Here is an 18,100-nt window from a genome sequence, read left to right on the forward strand (position 1 = left end):
CAATGGTCACAACAAAAAGAAAGCGGTTATCTCCCTGAGAAACCGCTTTCTTCGTTTATTTTCAGAAGTTCAAAACGAACTACCAATCCATTTTAATCACCTCACTTCCGGCAAGTAAAAAGGCTCCTGTGCCATAAACCTCCCAACTGTCATTCGAGAAATTTGCACGCGGATCGGCACCAATTGGCTGGGTCCAGCCCACATGCCCATCGGCTTGCAACAAACCATTCAGGCCAATCCAGGCCTTTTCAACTACCGGCTGATACTCCTCTTTGTCTAAAAGGCCATTGTTAATTCCCCATGCCAAAGCATAGGTATAAAAACCCGAACCGCTCGACTCGCCACCTGGATACGATTGCGGATCCAACAAACTGGCTCGCCATAAACCATCGGCTTGCTGAAGCGCTTTAATTTTACTGGCCATGCGTAAAAACTGATCTTCGTAGAACTGGCGGTTTTTATAATCAGCAGGAAGTTCCTCCAACACGCGCACCAGTCCGCCCATCACCCACCCATTGCCACGCGACCAAAATATTTTCTCACCGTTGGCTTCATAGCGAGGCTCTTTCCAATCGGTTTTATACTGAATATCCCGCGCATACAAATCCTCTTCCTGGTCAAAAAGCAAGTCATACGTTTCCTTAAAAAGCCGGTCATTAAACTCCAGGTATTTGTCATCTCCCAGCGTAACGCCAAGCTTCACCAAAGCCGGAGGAGCCATAAACAGGGCATCGCACCACCACCAGGTAATCGGGCGTATTTCGCCGGTTTTATATGGCGTCGCCATGATTTTGTCCGCCGTTTCCCGGAAAGGAGCAATCATTTTTTCGTCCTTCTCAATCCGATAAATATCAATGTAGGTTTGGCAAATCGCATGATCATCGGCATGCTGCAAGCGAGGGCCAGGCTTCCATTCATTGGCCTCTCCCATTTCCATTAAAGCCTTCCAAATCTTTTGGGAGCCGGTTGTTTCATAAGCCGCAAAAACACCCGCATAAAAAGCGCCGTTGGTCCAATCATACAATTTGTGCTTCGGATTTTTTAACTGCCAGAAGGTCGCTTTCTTCATGACCTTTTTAATGTGATTGGGCTTAAACAATTTGTCTTTATTCCCGGCATTCAGACTGCCAACAAGCATAAACAGCAGTAAAACAGATAGTACTTTTTTCATTATGATATTGATTTAGGTTTAATCATGCAATCAAAAATAATATTTTAATGCAATCGATTGTCACAAAATACTAAAATTAAAAAAAGAATAAAAAATCGGATCGGAGTTACAATTTGTCAGAATTTCATTTGGTTCACCTTTATTTTATCACTATACTTGCAGCTCAAAGTAAAAACGACATGAATAACAAACTGGGACATATCGGCCATCATCACATCCTATTAATTGGTAGGCCGTAATTCTTTTGCTTTGTTGTAAACAATATTAACCCAAAGAAGGCTTACCAAAACGGTAAGCCTTTTTTATTGACAAAAATTAGCATGACACAACTAAGAATCGCTATTCAAACAAAAGGGAGACTCAATGAAGACTCCATGCAACTTATTGGAGAAGCTGGAATTAAAATTAACCTGGGGCGGCGAAAACTACTGGCTGCAGCAAAAAACTTTCCGCTGGAAGTCCTGTTTTTGCGCGATGATGATATTCCGCAGGCCGTAGCCGACCAAGTAGCCGACATTGGTATTGTTGGTGAAAATGAAATGCTGGAGAAAAAAGAAAACGTGCAAATCATCAAACGATTGGGTTTCAGCAAATGTCGATTAAGCCTGGCCATTCCAAAATCAGAAGACTACCCGGGCATCGAATGGTTCAACGGCAAAAAAATTGCGACCTCCTATCCCGTTATTCTGAAAGACTTTTTGGATAAAAACAACGTACAAGCCGACATTCACGTGATTTCGGGTTCCGTAGAAATTGCCCCCGGAATTGGGCTGGCTGATGCCATTTTTGACATTGTAAGTTCAGGCTCAACTTTGGTTTCAAACCGACTGAAGGAAGTAGAAGTAGCCCTTCAATCAGAAGCTGTTTTGGTAGCCCCGCAAGAGCTTTCACCAGCCAAGCAAGCCATTCTGGATGAAATGATTTTCCGCATGGAGTCGGTTGAGCGGGCAAAAGATAAAAAATACATCGTACTCAATGCCCCCAAAGAAAAAATTGACGCCATAAAAGCAATTCTTCCAGGCATGAAGAGTCCAACGGTTACAACATTGGCTGAAGAAGGATGGGTATCTATGTCCTCTGTAATTGCCGAGAAAGAGTTTTGGGAGATCATCGGAAAACTAAAAGAAGTCGGGGCACAAGGTATTTTAGTTATGCCAATTGAAAAGATGATTTTCTAAACAGGCCCACACATAAACAAAGAAAACATTCAATCTTACTATAAAATTGACGCATGAAACGCTATTTAAATCCTGAAAAGAGCACATGGGCAGCACTGCTGGAACGCCCACTGTTTAACGCAGCCAACCTCAGCGAAAAAGTAGGGGCCATTCTGGATGAAATAAAAACAGATGGACTTCCCGCTGTTCAGAAATATACCGAGCAGTTTGACGGAGTAGTCCTTCGCGAGTTTGCTGTAAGCCAAGCTGAAATCGAGGAAGCTGCAACACATTTGGATGCCGGCTTAAAGGCAGCCATCCAAACCGCTGCACAGAACATTCAGCATTTTCATGCCAGTCAAAAAACAGAAACAAGCAAGATTGAAACAACCAGCGGTGTAGTCTGTTGGCAAAAAGCCGTGGCCATCGAAAAAGTAGGCCTCTACATTCCGGGAGGCTCTGCTCCTCTTTTTTCAACGGTCCTTATGTTGGGAATCCCCGCAAAAATTGCAGGATGCCGAGAAATTGTCCTGTGCACTCCACCCGATAAAGAAGGAAAAGTCAATCCGGCCATTCTGTTTGCGGCGCAGCTTGTTGGAGTCACTAAATTTTTCAAACTGGGTGGTGTACAGGCCATCGGTGCCATGGCTTACGGTGCCGGTCCGGTGCCAAAAGTTTCCAAAATATTTGGTCCCGGAAACCAATATGTAATGGCAGCCAAACAGCTGGTCAGCATCAGCGATGTGGCCATCGACATGCCAGCCGGACCATCCGAAGTAGCCGTAATGGCCGACGAAACAGCCAGTCCGGCTTTTATCGCTTCCGACCTGCTTTCGCAAGCGGAGCACGGCCCCGACTCACAGGTCATTTTAGTCACCAACTCCGAAAAGTTGATCAACCAGGTGGAAACCGCATTGCAAGAACAACTGGCACAACTGAGCCGCATGAACATTGCCACCAAAGCGCTCGACAACAGTGTTGCCATCGTGTTGAATAACGAAAATGAAATGATTGAGCTCATCAATGAATATGCGCCAGAGCACCTCATCATTTCGATGAATAACTATTTAGACGTTGCTGAAAAAATTGTGAATGCTGGTTCTGTTTTCCTGGGCAACTACACCCCCGAAAGCGCGGGGGATTATGCATCAGGCACCAACCACACCTTGCCAACCAACGGGTGGGCACGATCATTTAGCGGAGTCAACCTTGACAGTTTCATCCGGAAAATCACCTTTCAGGAAGTAAGCCGGGAAGGTATTTTGAACCTGGGTCCAGTCATTGAAAAAATGGCTGCTGCCGAACAACTGGACGCGCACAAAAATGCGGTAACGCTAAGATTGAAAACGTTAGATGACAATGGAAAACAATAGAAGATAATTATTTCCCATCGTCTCCAAATTCAATACAACATGAACTTACAACAACTCATACGAAAGAATATTCAAGCGCTAAAACCCTACTCTTCGGCTCGCGACGAGTACACCGGTGAAGCTATGGTTTTTCTTGATGCCAATGAAAATCCGTTCAATGCTCCTTATAACCGTTACCCCGATCCGCTTCAGCGCGAAGTGAAGAAGAAAATTGCCAGACTGAAAAACTGTGCGGCCGATCAAATCTTTTTGGGTAATGGCAGCGATGAACCCATTGACCTGCTGTTCCGCGCATTTTGCGAACCGGGACAGGATAATATTGTGACTATCGATCCCACATACGGCATGTACCAGGTGGCGGCTGATATTAACAATATTGAAGTACGCCGGGTAAAATTGAATGACGATTATAGCTTTTCGGCCGATGCCTTGCTGAAGGAAACGGATGCCAATACCAAGCTTATTTTTGTTTGCTCCCCCAACAACCCCACCGGCAACCTGCTCGACAAAAATGAAATGACCAAACTCATTCAAGGCTTTTCCGGCTTGGTGGTGGTTGATGAAGCTTACATTGATTTTGCTCCCGGAGCCAGTTTGCTGTCCGAACTCAACCAGCATCCGAACCTGGTTATTTTACAAACCTTCTCCAAAGCCTGGGGAATGGCGGGCATTCGACTAGGGATGGCTTTTGCCAGCGAAGAAATTATCCGCATTTTCAACAAAATAAAATACCCTTACAACATCAATATCCTGACCCAGCAAAAGGCGCTGGAACTGATGGAACAGGAAAGTGATAAAAACCAGTGGGTCGAATCGTTGATTCAGGAACGCGCAAAACTGGCCGAACAACTCAGCAATTTCCCGTTTGTTGTAAAGGTGTTCCCTTCAGATGCCAACTTCCTGCTGGTGAAAATGCATGATGCTCGTGGCATTTACAATTATTTGGTTGAAAATGGCATTATTGTGCGCGACCGCTCCAAAGTGGTATTGTGCAATGAAAGCCTGCGAATCACGGTTGGTTCGCCCGAAGAGAACCAGATCTTAATGGATAAATTAAACGAATTGATATAAATCACGAATAATTCATTATTCGATTTTCAAATTGATTACACACTATGAAAAAGGCTTTATTCATCGACCGGGACGGAACATTGATCCGTGAGCCGGAGGACGAGCAAATTGACTCGCTGGAGAAACTGGAGTTTATCCCCGGTGTTTTTCGTAACCTTTACTTTGTAGCTAAAAACCTCGACTACGAACTGGTTATGGTGACCAACCAGGATGGCCTGGGAACAGACTCATTTCCGGAAGACACCTTTTGGCCCGCTCACAATAAGATGCTAAAGGCTTTTGAAAACGAAGGAATCACTTTCGATGCCATTTTAATCGACCGCAGTTTCCCCGAGGATAATGCGCCTACACGCAAACCACGCACCGGACTGATGGGAAAATACATGGACGGAAGCTACGATTTAGCCAACAGTTTTGTCATTGGCGACCGGTTGACCGACATTGAACTGGCTAAAAACCTAGGAGCCAAAGGCATTTTAATCAATGATGGTTCACTGACCAATGAGTTGCAGAACCAACAGTTAGAAACATTTTGCGTGCTCACAACCACCAGTTGGGATGATATTTATGCCACCGTGGCTGCTCCCGAGCGCACCGCCCGCGTTCAACGCGATACCAAGGAAACAAAAATCAACATCGAGCTGGATCTTGACGGAACCGGCAAAGGAAATATCAGCACCGGACTGGGATTTTTCGATCATATGCTCGACCAAATTGCCCGGCACTCCGGCGTTGACTTAACCATTCAGGTTGATGGAGACTTGCACGTTGATGAACACCACACCATTGAAGATACCGGCCTGGCCTTAGGCGAAGCGTTTAAACTGGCTTTGGGCGATAAACGAGGTGTGGAGCGCTATGGCTATTGCCTGCCTATGGATGACTGCCTGACGCAGGTTGCCATCGATTTTGGAGGCCGCCCCTGGATGGTTTGGGATGCAGAATTCGCGCGAGAGAAAGTAGGCGATATGCCAACTGAAATGTTCTTCCACTTTTTCAAATCCTTCTCCGATACCTCCTTGTCCAACCTAAATATCAAGGCGGAGGGCGACAATGAGCATCATAAAATTGAGGGCATTTTTAAAGCCCTGGCACGAGCCATCAAAATGGCTATTCGCAAAGATGTGTTTAACTTTGAACTTCCGTCAACCAAAGGAACCCTTTAGTTATTTTGGGCCGGAAATGAATTTTATTAAAAATACGACCAAGCACTCCGAACAATACTTCGGAGCCTTCGAGTCAAACGAAATAAACAATGAAAAGCATAAAACCGCTCCGTGAAAAGAAAAACACGGCCATCTTATTGATTCACTGTCCTGACAAACAGGGAATATTAGCAACGGTTACCGAATTTCTGAACAAGAATAACGGCAACATCATCAACCTCGACCAGCATGTGGACCGGGTAGAAAAGATTTTTTACATGCGGGTAGAATGGGAATTGAATGACTTTGCCATCCCGGCAGATAAAATCGCTGAATATTTCGACACCCTGATTGGATCGAAGCTGGAAATGAACTGGAAAATTTACTTTTCAGAAGATGTACCACGCATGGCCATTTTTGTTTCTAAAATGTCGCACTGCCTGTTCGATATTCTATCGCGCTACACAGCCGGAGAGTGGGATGTTGAAATTCCCGTCATCATTAGCAACCACGAAACCATGCGGCCTGTAGCTGAGCGTTTCGGTATCGATTATCATTACATTCCGATTACAGCAGAAAACAAAGTCGAGCAGGAAGCACAAGAACTGCAGTTGCTGCAGGACTATAAAATTGATTTCATTGTATTGGCCCGTTACATGCAAATTTTGTCCAAAGATATGGTGGCGCAGTATCCCAACCGGATTATCAACATCCACCACTCATTTTTGCCGGCCTTTGCCGGAGCCAAGCCCTACCACGCCGCACATGCCCGTGGCGTAAAACTAATTGGTGCCACCAGTCACTACGTGACCAGCGACTTGGATGCCGGCCCGATCATTGACCAGGGCGTAACCCGCTGCAGCCATGTTGATACCGTCAAAAGCCTGATTCGCAAAGGACGTGATCTGGAGAAAATTGTACTTTCCAATGCCGTTTTCAAACACCTGCAACGAAAAATACTCGTATACAACAACCGAACGGTCGTTTTTCATTAAAAACATTCAACATGAAACTATTCACTTTTATCCTATTGATGAGTACATTGACCATTTCCACACAGGCACAAGTGGTGCAAAAAGAAATTCCGGCTGACTACGGATACATCGTTAAAATTGGGCAACAAGCTCCTGATTTCACAACGGTTTCTGCCGAAGGAAGAACCGTTCGCCTTTCCGATTTCAAAGGAAAGGTAGTTATGCTGCAATTTACAGCAAGCTGGTGTGGCGTTTGCCGAAAAGAAATGCCACATATTGAAAAAGACATCTGGCAAAAGCATAAGAACAAGGAGGATTTTGCCTTATTCGGAATCGACTTGGATGAACCCCTGGAAAAAGTGCAAAAGTTCGCTGAACAAATTCCGGTAAGCTATCCTCTACTGCTCGATCCTGAAGGTAAAATCTTCTACAGCTATGCTGAAAAAGGAGCTGGCGTAACCCGCAATGTCATCATCGACAGGGAGGGTAAAATTGTATACATGACCCGGCTTTACAAAGAAGAGGAGTTTAACGAGATGAAAACTGTAATTGATAAGCTGTTAAAATAGTACAAAAGTACCACGTACATCAGTTCATCCGTTCACCTATAAAATAGTTAACATGAAGACTTACCGTGAATTTATTGCTTGGCAAAAGGCCATGTTTTTTGTGACTGATGTATACAAAACAACGCTTACTTTTCCGCGAGAGGAATTGTTTGGATTGACCTCGCAAATCCGTAGGGCAGCCACATCCATTCCAAGCAATTTTGCAGAAGGTTTTGGAAGAAAAGGCAATAACGAATTTATCCGTTATATCCGAATTTCAATTGGCTCTCTCTATGAATGCCAAACACAACTTGAAATATCAAAAAACATAGGTTATTTAAACTTATCGGATTTCGAACTCATGTACCAGCAAACAAAAGAGATCGAAGCACTGCTTCGAGGATTAGAGAAAAAACTAATGAAATAATTCTGAGTACTTATGCACTTAAAACATATGAACATCGTCATTATCAAATACAACGCCGGAAACATCGAGTCGGTCAGCAACGCTTTGCTCCGCTTGGGTATTCAGGCGGAAATTACCGGGGACCATGAAAAAATACGGGCAGCCGATAAAGTCATTTTCCCCGGTGTGGGTGAAGCCAGCACCACCATGGCTTTTCTGAAAAAAGAAGGACTGGATTTGCTTATTCCTTCGCTCAAACAACCTGTGCTGGGTATCTGTCTGGGGTTGCAGCTCATGTGCAGCCATTCGGAAGAAGGCGACACGCCATGCCTGGGCATTTTTGAAGAAAAGGTAAAGCGGTTTACTCCTAAGCCTGGTATGGAATATATCTCCAAAGTACCTCACATGGGATGGAACACCATCAGCAACTTGAAAAGTGATTTATTCGACCAATCCCTCAGCCAACAGTTTGTCTATTTCGTGCATTCGTATTATGCCACGGTTGGAGAGCACACGGCGGCGGAAACGAATTACATCAATCCATTCAGTGCTGCTTTACACAAGGACAATTTTTACGCCACCCAGTTTCATCCAGAAAAGAGTGGCCCTGTTGGTGCCAGAATATTAGAGAACTTTTTGAATTTGTAAAAAAAGTGCATAAGTGCCTGTGTACATAAGTACATGAGCAAAATTAACCTCCTTATGTACGCATGAACTTTGTACCTATGAACAACAAGATAACCATCATCCCAGCCATTGACCTGATTGACGCCAAGTGCGTGCGACTTTCACAAGGCGATTACAACCAGAAAACGGTTTATAACGAAAATCCATTGGAAGTAGCCAAAATGTTTGAAGATGCCGGTATTACCCGTTTACATTTGGTTGATTTGGATGGCGCCAAAGCCCAGCACATTGTGAACTACAAGGTATTGGAAACCATTGCCGGAAAAACCAATCTGGTTGTTGATTTTGGTGGTGGACTAAAATCTGACGAAGACCTTAAAATTGCATTTGAAAGCGGCGCTCAAATGGTTACCGGCGGGAGTATTGCTGTTAAAAATCGCGAGACTTTTTTAAGCTGGATCGAAAATTACGGTGCCGGAAAAATTATTTTGGGAGCCGACGCTAAAGACAAGAAAATTGCGGTCAGTGGCTGGCAGGAAGTTTCCGAATTATCCATTCTTGATTTCATTGCAAGTTACACCAGCCAAGGCATTCAAAAAGTAATCTCGACCGACATTGCCCGCGATGGCATGCTTTCCGGCCCCAGCATTGACTTATACAAAGAAATCATGGCGCAGTTTGAAGGGCTGGAACTGATTGCCAGCGGCGGAATTGCCACCATGAAAGACATTCACGAACTAGATGAAATGGGCGTTCCCGGGGTAATTACCGGAAAAGCGATTTATGAGAACAAGATTAGCCTGAAAGAAATTAGCAAATTTATCTCAGCGTAATTTCCGTTGAACTTGAAACTGAAAACTCAAACATGTTAGCAAAACGAATCATACCATGCCTGGATATTAAAGACGGTCAGACCGTAAAAGGCGTAAACTTTGTCAATATTCAATCGGTAGGCGACCCGGTAGAACTGGGTGCGTTGTACGCCGAACAAGGAGCCGACGAACTGGTTTTCCTCGACATTACGGCCACGCACGAAGGACGTAAAACCTTTGTGGAGCTTGTGAAACGCATTGCCCGCGAGATAAATATCCCATTCACCGTTGGAGGTGGAATCAGCGAGATTAAAGATGCCGAAGCCTTACTGAGTGCCGGAGCCGACAAAGTCAGCATTAATTCCTCCGCAGTCCGCAACCCACAACTGATTAACGACCTGGCAAAGAACTTTGGAACCCAATTTGTGGTGGTAGCCATCGATGCCAAAAACTACGACAACCATTGGACCGTAACCGTTAATGGCGGCCGCATACCGACCGACAAAGAACTGTTTAGCTGGGCCAAAGAAGCCGAAGACCGGGGAGCCGGAGAAATCCTGTTCACCTCGATGGATCATGATGGCACCAAAGCGGGGTTTGCCAATGACGAACTGGCCCGAATGGCTGACATGCTGAAAATTCCAATCATCGCCTCGGGTGGTGCCGGCAATATGGATCACTTTGTCGATGTGTTCACCAAAGGGAAAGCCGATGCCGGATTGGCGGCCAGCATTTTTCACTACAAGGAAATTGCAATTCCCGATTTGAAAGCCTACCTACGGGACAAAGGCATTGCGGTAAGATCATAAATTCAGACGACAGAAAAAATAAGAACGACAACATGAATAAAGCATTAGATTTTTCAAAACAAAACGGCCTGATCCCGGCCATCATTCAGGATGACAAAACCAGCAAAGTACTGATGCTGGGATTTATGAACGAAGAAGCACTGGCAAAAACCGAAGAAACTGGTAAAGTAACCTTTTTCAGCCGCACCAAAAACCGGCTGTGGACCAAAGGCGAAGAAAGTGGAAACTTTCTGAATGTGGTATCCATGGCTTCAGATTGCGATAACGACACGCTGCTTATTAAAGTAGATCCGGTTGGCCCTGTTTGCCATACGGGCAGCGACACCTGCTGGAACGAAACCAACGAGTCGGATGATTTGGCCTTTCTGAAGCACCTGCAGGACTTCATTGACAAACGTAAGGAGGAAATGCCCGAAGGATCGTACACCACCTCCTTGTTTACCAAAGGAACCCGCACCATTACTCAGAAAGTTGGCGAGGAAGCCGTTGAAACCATCATTGGAGCCATGGCCAACGACGATGAAAACTTTCTGTACGAAGGCGCCGACTTGTTGTATCACCTCATCGTGCTGCTTACGCACAAAGGTTACCGCATTGAAGATTTGGCACGCGAGCTAAAGAAAAGGCACAAATAAAGCTGACTGCCCGTGAGCAGTAAATGCATCCGGAATTGTTAACGATTGCAAAGGTCTGGTGAAAAAGCGTTAAGCTTCAAACCACCAAACGGCCTATTTTCTATCTTCGCACGTTTACTAGTTTAGAAAACATGCATCGAATAGTGATTATCTTTCTGCTAGCCAATTTACTTTGGCTGCCCAACAAACAAGCAGAAGCACAAAATAAAGCCCCAAAAGTCAGGTACAACTACCTGACTTTTCTTCCTGAAAATTACGACAGCTTGAAGAACCAACTGCTTCCTGTCATTTTTTATCTGCACGGACGTTCCGTTTCCGGCACCAACATCAACCGGGTTAAACAATACGGGCTCCCCTACTTTCTGGATAAAGGCAAAAAACTTGATTTTATTGTTGTAGCTCCCCAGTGTCCCTGGGGAAAGAACTGGGCCAGCGAAAATTGGTTTGACACCATTTATTCTGAAATCAACGCGCAATACCGAATTGACTCCACACGCGTTTACCTGACCGGAATGAGCTTGGGTGGTTTTGGCACCTGGGAACTGGCCAACCGTTATCCGCATAAGTTTGCAGCCATTGCTCCGCTTTGCGGTGGCGCCAAAGATGAATGGGCCGACAACCTGACTCATCTCCCCATTTGGGTGTTTCACGGCGCTAAGGATAAGCAGGTCCCTGTTTCCCGTTCCGACCGCATGGTTAAAGCCCTTGAAAAACGGGAAGCCCCCGTCACCTACAGCCGGTTGGCCGGAAAAGGACATGACATCCACCGGGTTTACAATGATGACCGTCTCTACGAATGGTTTTCACAATTTACCCTTCGTCCTTTAAACCAAGCCGGCAATGTGCCAACTAAGATCAAGCCAATTCAACTGGCTGAAATACCGCTTCCGGGACGACAGACCATCGAATTAAAACTGCACGAAGATTTTTCTTCAAACGACCTTTAATTGGCATCCGGACAAACGGGTTTTTATGCTAACTTGAACTCCTAATTCTGGATAAGCTGAGCAGCTTTATGAGTCGGAACGAACCCAACATACTAGTCATTGTCAATCCAAATGCCGGCAAGCGCAAAACACGTCAGTTACGACGAAAACTTGAAGCGCGCCAGGAGAACATCACGGTACGGCAAACAACTTATCCCCGGCACAGCGTTCAAATTATTCAGGAAGAGTTTGACCGTCACGACGTTTTTGTGGCTGTTGGAGGAGATGGTACGGTGAATGAAATGGCAACGGCCCTCTTGGGTAGCGATAAAAAGCTGGCCGTTTACCCGGCAGGATCAGGCAATGGCTTTGCCCGTGAATTTGGCTTCAACAAAAACCTGAACAAGTTAATGGCGACTATTGCAAGCGGCAAAAGCCTGACAGCCGATGCCATGCTTATAAATGGGCAGGTCAGCATGCATGTTTCCGGCGTTGGCTACGACGGTGAGGTCGCTCATGATTTTGCCAAACTCCCTGGGCGTGGCTTTTGGAATTACCTGTTCAGCACCATCCGTGTCTTTTGGCAATACAACCCCATACAGGCAAGCATTGAACTGGAGAATGAAACCATCAACGGCCGTTTTTTCATGATCAACCTAGCCAATACGGCCCAGTTTGGCTACGGTGCCCGTATCGCTTCGCAAGCCAATCCGACCGACGGACTCCTTGAACTCGTTTTGGTCCGCCCCATGGCCTTGTGGGCATTCGTGCTTTTTTCGTCGCGCCTTTTTCTTGGAACACTCAAAAGCTCTGAACACCTAAGCTACCGATCCACTGCCGGCCCCATTACCCTAAAAACTTCAGCCAGGCAGTTTCACCGGGATGGTGACCCCATTTTATTGGAAAGCCCGGTGAAAATTGAAATCAGCACACAAAAAATCAAGGTTGTAGACACTGGAAATACCAAGTTTTGCAACAATAGCAAAAGCAGCGAAAAATCCGTTTAGTCCATTATTTATGGCTTGAAATACCCAAAGCAATAATTTCATTTTCAGGAATTAAACCAATTCGGAAATTCCTTGTTAAGTTACCGTCAATTAATTGAATGAGGAGCAGCAAAAAGCCGAAAATCGATTAACTTTGCGCCTCAATTTTGGAGACTATATGCAGAAGATTAGAAACATCGCGATTATCGCACACGTTGACCACGGCAAAACGACCTTGGTGGACAAGTTAATTTACCATTGTACAGCCATCAAAGACCACGAGAAAAAGAATGAGCTGATTCTCGACAACAATGACCTGGAACGTGAGCGCGGAATCACCATCCTGGCCAAAAACGTTTCGGTTGATTATCAAGGTACAAAAATCAATATCATTGATACCCCGGGTCACTCCGACTTTGGAGGAGAAGTAGAGCGGGTACTCAACATGGCTGATGGCGTTTTGCTGTTGGCTGATGCTTTTGAAGGCACCATGCCTCAAACGCGTTTCGTACTTTCCAAAGCTTTGGCCCTGGGCCTTAAGCCAATTGTTGTGATCAACAAAGTCGATAAACCCAACTGCCGTCCCGAGGAAGTTCACGAGCAAGTGTTCGACCTGATGTTTAGTTTGGATGCTACCGAAGAACAGCTCGACTTCCCGACCATTTACGGATCGGCCAAAGAGGGCTGGATGACCGCTGACCTGAGTGACAAAACAGATAATATTGGACCGTTACTCGATGCGATTATCGAATATATCCCTGCCCCAAAACCCAATCCCGGAACCCCACAGATGCTAATCACTTCATTGGATTATTCATCCTATGTTGGTCGGATTGCCATTGGACGCGTTCATCGTGGCGAGCTGAAAGAAGGCATGCAAGTAGCCTTAGGCAAACGCGATGGTTCAATCAAACGAACAAAAATTAAAGAATTACACGTATTCACCGGGCTGGGACGCCAAAAGGTGGAGCAAGTCAGCAATGGCGATATTTGTGCCTTGGTCGGTATTGAAGGATTCGATATTGGCGATTCCATTTGCGATATCGACAACCCGGAACCACTGGACCCAATTGCGGTGGACGAGCCTACCATGAGCATGGTGTTTACCAACAACGATTCTCCTTTCTTCGGAAAAGAAGGAAAATTTGTTACTTCACGCCACTTACACGACCGCTTGTATAAAGAGCTGGAGAAAAACCTGGCACTGCGTGTTGAAAAAAGCGCATCAGCCGATGTATTTACCGTTTACGGACGTGGCGTACTTCACTTGTCGGTATTGATTGAAACCATGCGTCGCGAAGGCTACGAACTACAAGTTGGCCAGCCACAGGTGTTGTACAAGGAAATTGGCGGGGTTAAATGTGAACCCATTGAAGAAATGCACGTCGATGTGCCGGACGAATATTCAGGTAAAGTTGTTGAGATGGTTTCAGTTCGCAAAGGCGAAATGCAAAACATGGAACGCAAAGGCGACCGGATTCACCTGGAGTTCCTGATCCCTTCGCGTGGAATTATCGGTTTAAGAACCAACATGCTAACCGCTACGGCTGGTGAAGCTGTAATGACTCACCGCTTCATCGAATACCAACCGCTGAAAGGCGAAATAGAAGGACGCAAAAACGGTTCGTTGATTGCCAAGGAACCCGGAACAACCTTCGCTTATGCGCTGAACAAACTCCAGGACCGCGGACGTTTCTTTATCCCACCGGGCGAAGAAGTTTACGAAGGTATGGTAATTGGCGAAAACACCCGTGCCGATGACCTGACGATCAACGTCACCCAATCGAAAAAGCTAACGAACATGCGTGCTTCCGGATCGGACGAAAAAACCAAGCTGGCTCCTCCGATTCAATTTAGCCTGGAAGAGGCACTGGAATACATCGGAAAGGATGAATACCTGGAAGTTACTCCCAAATCGTTGCGTATGCGTAAAATTTTGCTGCGCGAAGCAGAACGGAAACGTGGCTCGAAGATCAATTACTAGTCAGAAATGCAAATCACCAGATGACTGAAGGTCATTGGATGAACTAAAATAAAGAAGCTCCCCGGTAAAGTCATTTATCGGGGAGTCTTCATTTTAGGCCTCTAGGTTTTGGGAAAGTTCCCGGGCGAATATGCTTTTAAGTACGTATTTTCTTTCTCCCTGGCTAACCCACAAGGGGATCTCCCCCTAATAAAGCATAAGTTCTTTTCAACAAATAAACACTCTCAAATTACTCACTCAACATATTCTACAACATACTTCTCGTTATAAATAGGTTATGCATTTTTTTTGAGCTGGTTTTGTCGTAACTTTTTTCTCGATGTTCAGTAATATTCTAACCAAAAATTCAACGCAACATGGAAGAGAAAACAACATGCTCCACTGCCAATGCAACACTACTGGCCTGCATGAAAATCGCTCAATCATTCAGCGAGAACATCTACGAACTTTCCCTTATTCGAAATGACTGGAATCAGGCCTATGCCGATGAGCTCCGGTCCAGAATAAAATCGGCTAAAGAAAAATACCTGCCTGCCGATAACTATGACAAACATGCTGACAAGCAGAAGTATGTACACGAACTGATGCTTTCTTCGTTGAGAAACGTAGCCCTGCTTCGCGCCTTGATCAAAGTTGACTTCAAGGACAATAAGAAATTTCAGAAATCTATTTTTGAAGCACTTGGCTATAACGATTATTTCAGCGAAGCTAAAAACGGGGATTACCAAAGCCTTTATTACTTACTGAAAGTGGTGCATAAAAACCTGACACCCGGATTGAAGGAAACATTAATCAGCAAATCGATTCCGTTAAGCCTGGTGGACCGGATTCTGCACTTTGACGATCAACTGCGTGAATTCAATTCCTGCTTCGATTGGATTGCCGATTCTGAGCAAATCAGCGAGGAAGGCAAGGAAGTAGTCAACCGCATTTTCTCTGAAGTAAAAGACATTTGCCGGGTAACCACGGCCTACTATTTGTTTGAACCGCTCAAGCGTGACCAGTTTTGCTTTTTCAGGGTGATGTTCGGACTACAAGAAACAGTTCCTCAAACCCACTAAAAATGGCAAAAAAGAATCCCGAAAGTCGTGTGCTTTCGGGATTCTTTTTGTTGCTATTATTCGATCATCCCAAACAGGCTATACGGAGAACCATTGCTGGCAAAGGTTCCTGAAAGGGCTGCGTGCATTATTCTTCGTCAGCCTCTTCTGGCTGTTCATTTTCCTCAACAGCCGACTCGCCTTCAAATTCCTCATTCACAACAGGCTGTTCAACAACAGGCTCTTCCGTTTGAATCGGTTTTAAGTGCGGGGGAAGCGGTTCATTCACCTCATCTTTGAAGTAAGGAAACACATCCACAATGGGACTTAAATTCATGGCTGAAATTTGAATGGGAACCAAAATATAGGAAAGGTCCTCTTCCAGACGCAACAGAGCTTGTTTGAAATCATCTGCAGCAACCAAAAAGTAGTTGTTAATTTTCTTTTCCTTGCCAGCTTTCTCGTCAATGGTAACAATACCGATTTTGGCTTTGAACCAGTATTCACCATCTTCGTGAGGAAAAATTTCAATAACGTTCGATTTTTTGATATTGTCGATGTAAAACTCGCCTCCGCGAACCAGCTGCTGCATTTGCTCAATCATCCGCGCTTCAGCATCAGTAAACGAAACGGCATCTACCAGGTAGGCTTCTGACACTTTCCGTTCGCGTCCATCCTGATCAACTTTCACATATTTAACTTTGCATTCAAACCAAGTCTGCATAACTTTTCATTCTTTTAAATTGAAATGCAAAGATATTCTCTTCAAGGATTTATAAGGGATTTTTCAAAAATAGTTTTTCACAAATATGAAAGAACTTCCAATTCGGGCAGGTCTTCATTTCAAAGCCCGGCAAGTCATGTCCAATTAAATTTCACAAAGAAGTTTAATTAACTATATTCGTAAAAGAGTCAAAAAAAACCAAGCATCAACACCAGATACAAGCACATTAAAATTAGTAACTAAATACTATCAATTTATGCTTATTGGACTCTTAAAAGAGGGAGATTCGGAAAACCGGGTAGCCCTTTTACCTGAAATGGTTTCTGCTTTAAGCCAGCGCAAAGTGACGGTTTATATAGAAACCGGGGCTGGTGAGTCTGCATTGGCCACTGATGCAGCTTACAAAGACGCCGGAGCCACGATTGCCTCCCGCGAAGAAGTATTGGCAAAAACCGATTTTCTGATTGGGATTCATCCTCCCGACAAGTCATTGGTTGAATCCTTTCGAAAAGAGCAAATTTGGCTCAGTCAGTACAATCCCCTCTGGAATACTGATTTGGTGAACCAGTTTGTGTCGAAAAAGATGACCACGTTCAGCATGGACATGATTCCCCGAAGTACGCGAGGACAGTCCATGGACGTATTGTCATCGCAAGCTACCGTGGCAGGCTACAAGGCTGTACTAGATGCGGCAAACCTTCTGCCCACTTTTTTCCCGATGTTTATGACTGCTGCCGGCACCATCCGTCCAGCCACTGTTTTGGTGCTTGGGGCTGGAGTAGCAGGCCTGCAGGCCATTGCCACTGCTAAGCGATTGGGGGCGCAGGTACAGGCTTTCGATGTGCGCTCAGCCGTCAAGGAAGAAGTTATGAGCTTGGGGGCTAAGTTTGTTGAAGTGGAAGGTGCCAAAGAAGATGCCGCTGCCGGAGGATATGCCGTGGAACAAACCGAGGAATTTAAACAAAAACAACAGCAGGCCATCAACAATCATGCGGCCAAAGCCAACGTGGTGATTTGCACCGCCCAAATTCCGGGACGTAAAGCGCCCCTGCTACTTCCTGAAGATGCCGTTGCCGCCATGAAACCGGGCGCTGTCATTATCGATTTGGCTGCATCAACCGGAGGCAATTGCGCGCTTAGCCAAGACAATGAAACAGTGGTAAAACATGGCGTAACCATTATCGGGCAATCCAACTACCCTTCGTTATTGCCTGCCGATGCCAGTAAAATGTTTGGTAAAAACATCCTCAACTTCCTGGAATTGCTTTTTAACGAGGAAGGTGCGTTCAGCCTCAACTTTGACGATGTCATCATCAAAGGAACTTGCATCACACACGAAGGCGCCATCATCAACGAACGCGTCCAAGCCGTTATTCACTCCTAAAATTCAACACAATGGATCAATTATTAATTTTTTTCTATACCTACAAAGAGGCGATTTTTATCATCGCACTTTCTATTTTCCTGGGCATTGAGGTGATTTCCAATGTTCCTGCCGTTCTCCATACCCCCCTCATGTCGGGAGCCAACGCCATCAGTGGTGTCATCATTATTGGTGGAATTATTCTGGTTGGCCATGCCGATGCCAGCACAATCAATACCGAATTGATATTGGGAATCCTGGCTGTCATCTTTGGAACCCTCAATGTGGTTGGCGGTTTTGTGGTGACCGACCGCATGCTGGAAATGTTTAAAAAGAAGAAAAAATAGGA

Annotated in this window: 19 protein-coding genes; 17 read left to right on the forward strand and 2 right to left on the reverse strand. The window is 45.2% G+C overall.

Annotated features, from left to right (window positions below; genetic code table 11):
- Nucleotides 1-79 precede the first annotated feature (79 nt).
- Nucleotides 80-1,171, reverse strand: a complete 1,092-nt coding sequence (locus tag Q1A18_RS11170) for a glycoside hydrolase family 88 protein (protein WP_299579750.1) — start codon at nt 1,169-1,171, stop codon at nt 80-82.
- A 320-nt stretch (nt 1,172-1,491) separates the two neighbouring features.
- Here Q1A18_RS11170 and hisG point away from each other — a divergent pair, with 320 nt between their 5' ends.
- From hisG to Q1A18_RS11245, 15 genes are all read left to right on the forward strand, one after another.
- Complete coding sequence (gene hisG, locus Q1A18_RS11175; protein ID WP_299579753.1) at nt 1,492-2,349, forward strand: ATP phosphoribosyltransferase; 858 nt, start codon at nt 1,492-1,494, stop codon at nt 2,347-2,349.
- A gap of 53 nt (nt 2,350-2,402) precedes the next feature.
- A complete protein-coding gene (hisD, locus tag Q1A18_RS11180) occupies nt 2,403-3,701 on the forward strand; it encodes a histidinol dehydrogenase (protein ID WP_299579756.1) in 1,299 nt (432 codons plus the stop codon).
- Between the two features lie 39 nt (nt 3,702-3,740).
- Nucleotides 3,741-4,772, forward strand: coding sequence for a histidinol-phosphate transaminase (gene hisC / locus Q1A18_RS11185; RefSeq protein ID WP_299579759.1), 1,032 nt, complete (start codon nt 3,741-3,743; stop codon nt 4,770-4,772).
- Between the two features lie 44 nt (nt 4,773-4,816).
- Nucleotides 4,817-5,938 carry a bifunctional histidinol-phosphatase/imidazoleglycerol-phosphate dehydratase HisB gene (hisB, locus tag Q1A18_RS11190; protein ID WP_299579762.1) on the forward strand — a complete coding sequence of 374 codons (1,122 nt, stop codon included), beginning with the start codon at nt 4,817-4,819 and terminating at the stop codon, nt 5,936-5,938.
- A gap of 89 nt (nt 5,939-6,027) precedes the next feature.
- Nucleotides 6,028-6,912: a formyltetrahydrofolate deformylase gene (purU, locus tag Q1A18_RS11195; protein WP_299579765.1), complete on the forward strand. Its 885-nt coding sequence runs from the start codon at nt 6,028-6,030 to the stop codon at nt 6,910-6,912.
- Nucleotides 6,913-6,923: 11 nt separating this feature from the next.
- Nucleotides 6,924-7,460 carry a TlpA disulfide reductase family protein gene (locus Q1A18_RS11200; protein WP_299579768.1) on the forward strand — a complete coding sequence of 179 codons (537 nt, stop codon included), beginning with the start codon at nt 6,924-6,926 and terminating at the stop codon, nt 7,458-7,460.
- Between the two features lie 52 nt (nt 7,461-7,512).
- On the forward strand, nt 7,513-7,866 hold the full coding sequence (locus Q1A18_RS11205) for a four helix bundle protein (RefSeq protein WP_299579771.1): 354 nt from the start codon (nt 7,513-7,515) through the stop codon (nt 7,864-7,866).
- Between the two features lie 27 nt (nt 7,867-7,893).
- On the forward strand, nt 7,894-8,493 hold the full coding sequence (gene hisH / locus Q1A18_RS11210) for an imidazole glycerol phosphate synthase subunit HisH (protein ID WP_299579774.1): 600 nt from the start codon (nt 7,894-7,896) through the stop codon (nt 8,491-8,493).
- Between the two features lie 77 nt (nt 8,494-8,570).
- Nucleotides 8,571-9,305, forward strand: coding sequence for a 1-(5-phosphoribosyl)-5-[(5-phosphoribosylamino)methylideneamino]imidazole-4-carboxamide isomerase (hisA, locus tag Q1A18_RS11215; protein WP_299579777.1), 735 nt, complete (start codon nt 8,571-8,573; stop codon nt 9,303-9,305).
- A gap of 32 nt (nt 9,306-9,337) precedes the next feature.
- Nucleotides 9,338-10,093 (forward strand): imidazole glycerol phosphate synthase subunit HisF, encoded by a 756-nt coding sequence (hisF, locus tag Q1A18_RS11220; protein WP_299579780.1) that lies wholly within the window; start codon nt 9,338-9,340, stop codon nt 10,091-10,093.
- A complete protein-coding gene (gene hisIE, locus Q1A18_RS11225; RefSeq protein ID WP_299579845.1) occupies nt 10,090-10,728 on the forward strand; it encodes a bifunctional phosphoribosyl-AMP cyclohydrolase/phosphoribosyl-ATP diphosphatase HisIE in 639 nt (212 codons plus the stop codon). The genes hisF and hisIE overlap by 4 nt, the downstream gene beginning before the upstream one ends.
- Nucleotides 10,729-10,859: 131 nt before the next feature.
- Nucleotides 10,860-11,675, forward strand: a complete 816-nt coding sequence (locus Q1A18_RS11230; protein WP_299579783.1) for a prolyl oligopeptidase family serine peptidase — start codon at nt 10,860-10,862, stop codon at nt 11,673-11,675.
- A 68-nt stretch (nt 11,676-11,743) separates the two neighbouring features.
- Nucleotides 11,744-12,661, forward strand: coding sequence for a diacylglycerol kinase family protein (locus Q1A18_RS11235; RefSeq protein ID WP_299579786.1), 918 nt, complete (start codon nt 11,744-11,746; stop codon nt 12,659-12,661).
- Nucleotides 12,662-12,818: 157 nt separating this feature from the next.
- A complete protein-coding gene (gene typA, locus Q1A18_RS11240) occupies nt 12,819-14,624 on the forward strand; it encodes a translational GTPase TypA (protein WP_299579789.1) in 1,806 nt (601 codons plus the stop codon).
- A gap of 356 nt (nt 14,625-14,980) precedes the next feature.
- Entirely contained in the window at nt 14,981-15,685 is a 705-nt protein-coding gene (locus Q1A18_RS11245; RefSeq protein ID WP_299579792.1) for a hypothetical protein, read from the forward strand.
- 127 nt (nt 15,686-15,812) lie between these two features.
- Here the strand turns inward: Q1A18_RS11245 and Q1A18_RS11250 are convergent, their stop codons facing one another.
- Complete coding sequence (locus Q1A18_RS11250; RefSeq protein ID WP_299579795.1) at nt 15,813-16,388, reverse strand: DUF4494 domain-containing protein; 576 nt, start codon at nt 16,386-16,388, stop codon at nt 15,813-15,815.
- 256 nt (nt 16,389-16,644) lie between these two features.
- On the opposite strand from Q1A18_RS11250, the gene Q1A18_RS11255 reads away from it, so the two are divergent.
- Both Q1A18_RS11255 and Q1A18_RS11260 read left to right on the forward strand, forming a co-directional pair.
- Nucleotides 16,645-17,772 carry a Re/Si-specific NAD(P)(+) transhydrogenase subunit alpha gene (locus Q1A18_RS11255; protein ID WP_299579798.1) on the forward strand — a complete coding sequence of 376 codons (1,128 nt, stop codon included), beginning with the start codon at nt 16,645-16,647 and terminating at the stop codon, nt 17,770-17,772.
- Between the two features lie 11 nt (nt 17,773-17,783).
- Nucleotides 17,784-18,098, forward strand: a complete 315-nt coding sequence (locus tag Q1A18_RS11260; RefSeq protein WP_299579801.1) for an NAD(P) transhydrogenase subunit alpha — start codon at nt 17,784-17,786, stop codon at nt 18,096-18,098.
- Nucleotides 18,099-18,100: the final 2 nt, after the last annotated feature.

The organism is uncultured Sunxiuqinia sp. (assembly GCF_947495665.1).
Classification (GTDB): Bacteria; Bacteroidota; Bacteroidia; order Bacteroidales; family Prolixibacteraceae; genus Sunxiuqinia; species Sunxiuqinia rutila.